Annotated in this window: 4 protein-coding genes; 1 reads left to right on the top strand and 3 read right to left on the bottom strand. The window is 73.6% G+C overall.

Annotation, left to right across the window (positions count from 1 at the left end):
• Positions 1-69 precede the first annotated feature (69 nt).
• On the top strand, positions 70-720 hold the full coding sequence (locus tag EF903_RS29080) for a carbonic anhydrase (protein ID WP_125547993.1): 651 nt from the start codon (positions 70-72) through the stop codon (positions 718-720).
• Between the two features lie 88 nt (positions 721-808).
• Here EF903_RS29080 and EF903_RS34850 read toward each other — a convergent pair whose 3' ends face one another.
• The 3 genes from EF903_RS34850 to EF903_RS29065 all read right to left on the bottom strand — a co-directional run.
• Positions 809-1,738, bottom strand: a complete 930-nt coding sequence (locus tag EF903_RS34850) for a collagen-like protein (RefSeq protein WP_125547992.1) — start codon at positions 1,736-1,738, stop codon at positions 809-811.
• Between the two features lie 158 nt (positions 1,739-1,896).
• Positions 1,897-3,408: an MFS transporter gene (locus tag EF903_RS29070; RefSeq protein ID WP_125547991.1), complete on the bottom strand. Its 1,512-nt coding sequence runs from the start codon at positions 3,406-3,408 to the stop codon at positions 1,897-1,899.
• Positions 3,409-3,558: 150 nt separating this feature from the next.
• Positions 3,559-4,628: hypothetical protein (locus EF903_RS29065; RefSeq protein WP_221888792.1), on the bottom strand; the 1,070-nt coding region annotated here is incomplete at its 5' end.

The following is a 4,628-nucleotide window of genomic DNA, read 5'->3' as shown; positions in this document are numbered from 1 at the left end:
GGCCTGACGCGCCGGAGAGATCGCCCACCCCCCGGTACGGCGTGCGGAAGGGGGCCGTAGTCTGCTCGCATGACCGACGCCAACACCCTCACGCCCTCCACGGCCCTGCAGACCATGCTCGCCGGCAACGAGCGGTTCGTGGCCGGCACGCCACAGCACCCCAACCAGGATGCCGCCCGCCGCGCCGAGACGGCCCCCGGGCAGCGCCCGTTCGCCGTCGTGTTCGGCTGTTCCGACTCGCGCCTCGCGGCCGAGATCATCTTCGACCAGGGGCTGGGCGACCTGTTCGTCGTCCGCACCGCCGGACACGTGGCCGGCACGGAGGTGCTCGGCAGCATCGAGTACGGGGTCAGCGTCCTCGAAGCCCCGCTCGTCGTCGTCCTCGGCCACGACTCCTGCGGCGCCGTCGCCGCCACCCGCTCCGCGCTCCAGGACGGCGTGACGGCCACCGGATTCGTCCGCGACGTCATCGAGCGCGTCACGCCCAGCGTCCTGGCCGCCCGCGCCGCCGGCCTCACCTCCGGCGACGACATCGTCGACGAGCACATCCGCCACACGGTCAGCCTCCTGATGGAGCGCTCCCGCGCCCTGGCGGAGCGGGTCGCCGCCGGCCGCACCGCGGTCGTCGGCATGTCCTACCGGCTCGCCGACGGCAGCGCCCGCCTGATCACCACCTGGGGACGCGACCTCTCCGCCGCCGCCTCGGAACAGGCCGGCTGACACCGGCGCGGCGAAGCCGCCGCGTGGCGCCCCGGCGAGGGGCCACGCGGCGGCGAGGGGCGCGGGGGCGGCGGAGGCCCCCCGGCGATCAGACGCCCGGCGCGGGCAGCAGCCGTACCGGGCCCTCCGGGGCGGGCTTGCCGGCCGGCTGAGGGGCGGGCTTCGGCACCGGCTGCGGTGCGGGCGCCGCACCCGCGCCGGCGCCCTCCGCGCCGGCACCCGCCGGCGGTGGCACGGGCAGCGTCGGGGAGGGAGTCGGGCGCGGAGTCGCCAGGGCCGTCCAGCCGTAGGGGCAGACGAGCGTGTCCAGCGTGACGGGCAGGGTGTACGTGCAGCTCGTCTCGTACACGTCGCCGCCCCGCGTGATCACCTTCACGTACACCTGCGGGCCGGCCGCCGGCACGCCGAGCGAGACCGAGGCCGCGCAGGCGTTCCGCGGGAAGCCCGGGTTGTCGCGGGTCGAGAGGTCCCGCCACACGTACGGCGCGTACAGGCTGCTGCGGTAGCCGACGAACGCCCGGTCGTGGTTCAGGGCGACGCTGAACTCGCCGTCCGGGGTGTAGGAGACGGTGTCGATCTCGACGCACGGCCCGTCGTGGCCGCCGTCGCCCTTCGGGCCCTTCTCGCCCCGTTCGCCCTTCTCGCCCTTGTCGCCCTTCGGACCCCTCGGCCCGGGCTCGCCGCGCTCGCCCTTCTCGCCGCGCTCGCCCTTGGGGCCGCGGTCGCCCTTCTCGCCCTTCTCGCCCTTGGTCGTCTTGGGCTTCTTGCTGGTCTTCTTGCTCTCCTTGCCGTCGTCCTTCTCGTCTTTCTCGTCCTTGTCCTTGTCGTCCCGGTCGGCGGCCTCGGGGCCGGGGACGGGCGCGGCGACCGCTCCTGTGCCGCGGTCCGTCTCGCCGGCCCCCGGGACCGGCCCCGCCGCCAAGGCCGGCGAGGCCAGCCCCGCCAACACGACGGCGGCCGGGAGGGCGAAGGCCCGCATGCCCCAGGTGCGCCTGGTCGCCCGCTGTACAGAACGCATAGCTCTGCTCCTCTTCCGTACGTCTCCGCACGGGTGTGCCTCGTACGAACATTCGTGAGGTCCGGCCGGAACCAGATGGAGCTTCTCCCGCTTTCGGTGAACCGGGAGCCGACGCGGCGGCAAGTCGCGGTCATCTCATCGGATCGGCCTAGAGGGGCTCAGCGCTCGCGGGACGCCGGGGCGGCGGGCGTCGGCGCGTCGTCGCCGGAGGACGGCGCCGTCACCGACAGCGGGGTGGCGACGTCCTCCAGGGAGCGGCCCTCCGCGGGCACCGCGAAGAAGGCCGCGACCAGGCCCGCGGCCGTCATCAGCGCGGCGCCGATGCAGAAGGCGAGCGCCGTCTCGCCGGGAACACCGCTGGAGGTGAGGTCGGCGAAGACCAGCGGCCCGGCGATGCCGCCGGCCGCCGTGCCGACCGCGTAGAAGAACGCGATGGCCATGGCCCGCGTCTCCATCGGGAAGATCTCGCTGACCGTCAGGTACGCCGAACTGGCGCCCGCCGAGGCGAAGAAGAGCACGACGCACCAGCACGCCGTCATCGTCACCGCCGACAGCCGGCCCGTCCCGAAGAGCCATGCCGTGGCGAACAGGAGCAGCCCGGAGACCAGGTACGTCCCGGCGATCATGGGGCGGCGGCCGACCGTGTCGAAGGAGCGGCTGAGCAGCAGCGGCCCGAGGAAGTTGCCGAGCGCGATGACGGCGAAGTAGTAGCCGGTCGAACCGCTCGGCACGTCGAAGAACCGCACGAGGATGGTGCCGAAGCCGAACGTGATCGCGTTGTACAGGAAGGCCTGCCCGACGAACAGAGAGAAGCCGAGCACCGCCCGCTTCGGGTACGTGCGCACGAGGGTGCCCGCGATCTCCCCGAAGCCGGTGCTGCGCCGCTGCCGCACCGTCATCGCCGGGCCGGGCTCGGGCAGGGGACCGCCCCCGTGCTCGGCCGCGACCTGCTCCTCGACCCCGTCGACGAGCCGCTCGGCCTCCTCCGCCCGCCCGTGGATCAGCATCCAGCGGGGGCTCTCCGGGACGTGCCGCCGGACGAGGAGCACGGCGAAGCCCAGGACGACCCCGAGGGCGAAGGCGAGGCGCCAGCCGACGTCCAGGGCGAACAGCGAGGTGTCCAGGACGACGACGGACAGGAGCGACCCGGCGACCGCGCCGAGCCAGAAGCTGCCGTTGATGACGAGGTCCACGCGGCCGCGGTACTTGCTCGGGATGAGCTCGTCCACGGCCGAGTTGATGGCGGCGTACTCGCCGCCGATGCCGAACCCGGTCAGGAAGCGGAAGAGGAAGAACCACCAGGAGGAGAACGACAGCGCCGTCATCGCGGTGGCGCCGAGGTACACGGCCAGGGTGATGAGGAAGAGCTTCTTGCGTCCGAACAGGTCGGTGAGCCGGCCGAAGAAGAGGGCCCCGGAGCAGGCGCCGGCCACGTAGAGCGCGGCCGCCAGACCGGTGACCTGGGCGTCGGTGACGGGCAGCCCGCTGCCCTCCTCGGAGAGGCGGCCGGCGATGGCGCCGACGACCGTCACCTCCAGGCCGTCGAGGATCCACACCGTCCCGAGGCCGATGACGATCATCCAGTGCCATCGCGACCAGGGAAGCCGGTCCAGGCGGGCCGGCACCCGGGTGGTGATCGTCCTGTACTGCCGCTGCGCGGATCCTGACATGGGCCCTCCGTCCGCCGAGTCGTGACACCCCGTCACGACCTCGCCGCATGCCCCGCCTCCCCGCCCCGAAACGGCCCGTACGGGCGGCTTGCGGAGTCGGACGGAACCTGGCCGCCTCATCCGGATCCTGCCTGACCCGAAAGGGAGGACCTAGGCGGCAGTGCCCTCGGCGGAGAGCAGGGCCGGCTTCCGGCAGTTGCACCCCACCACGTCGGCCTTCCCCTGCGGCGGCACCTCGAAGGTCACCGTCAGGCTGTGCCGTATCGTCGCCTTCCGCCAGTACGCGGAGCCCCCGCCGAGCAGCGCGTTGCGCGGGTCGTCCTTCCCGAACCGGACCTTCCACGACGTGCCCTGCCAGTGGTCGGTCCGGACGAACGAGCAGGTCACCAGCGACTTGCCGTCCGCCAGCCGGAGGACCGGCAGGGTCGGGCCGGTCACCTCCAGCGCGTAGCTGCGCCGCATGCCGCCCGATTCCTCCTCCGGATGGTTCTGGTCGCGGACCACGTCGGAGGTGAGCCTGCCGGGCGCGAAGTGCTCGCTCTCCGGGTCGCCGTTCGGGGCGGTGAAGGAGAGGTAGTCCGCGTAGCGCCCGCACACCCGGCCCTCCTCCTCCGCGGCCGGCGCCGCGGCGGCGGCGCCGGCGGCGTCCCGGGTGACCGCGGCGACCTCCTTGTCCCGCACCGCGAAGCCGAACCGCTCGTACCCGCGGTCCTCGAACTCGCCCTCCCCGAGCTGCGGCGCGGGCTTGTCGTGCATCCACGTCATGGCGGCCGCCTTCCACTGCCCGCCCGGCTCGGCCTGAGTGAAGTAGGTCATCATCGCGGCCCGCTCCACCTTCTGGCTGTGGTTCCGGGAGACGACGGCGAACCACCGGGGGTGTCCGGGCCAGTCGCGTTCGGCCGGGATCAGGTACGCGGGACCGGTCTGCGGGGTCGGCGCCGTGCCGCGGTCGAAGGGCACCCCGGCGCGCGCCCGGTACTCCGCGAGCAGCGGATCCGTCGCGACCGAGGCGATGCCGGCCTGCCCTCCCGGCTTTCTGAACTGCGACTGCTCCCAGGCGAAGGTGTTGAACACTTTTTCGGCCTGCTCCTTGCCGATCACCAGAGCGGGGGCAGGAGCAGCCGCGGGCGGCGCGGACGCGGGCCCGCTCGCCTTCCCGCCCGTCCCCGACGGCGCGCATCCCGACACCAGGACGGCGCAGGCCGCCACCCCGCCCGCGA

The sequence above is a fragment of the Streptomyces sp. WAC05292 genome (assembly GCF_003949955.1).
Taxonomy (GTDB): domain Bacteria; phylum Actinomycetota; class Actinomycetes; order Streptomycetales; family Streptomycetaceae; genus Streptomyces; species Streptomyces globosus.
Note: the sequence above shows the minus strand (reverse complement) of the source record. Positions and strands in the feature narration are given on the sequence as shown.

Excerpts from the sequence above, each read along its gene's own strand:
- EF903_RS29080 (WP_125547993.1), top strand. The coding sequence starts at position 70 with ATGACCGACGCCAACACCCTCACGCCCTCCACGGCCCTGCAGACCATG.
- EF903_RS34850 (WP_125547992.1), bottom strand. The coding sequence starts at position 1,738 with ATGCGTTCTGTACAGCGGGCGACCAGGCGCACCTGGGGCATGCGGGCC.
- EF903_RS29070 (WP_125547991.1), bottom strand. The coding sequence starts at position 3,408 with ATGTCAGGATCCGCGCAGCGGCAGTACAGGACGATCACCACCCGGGTG.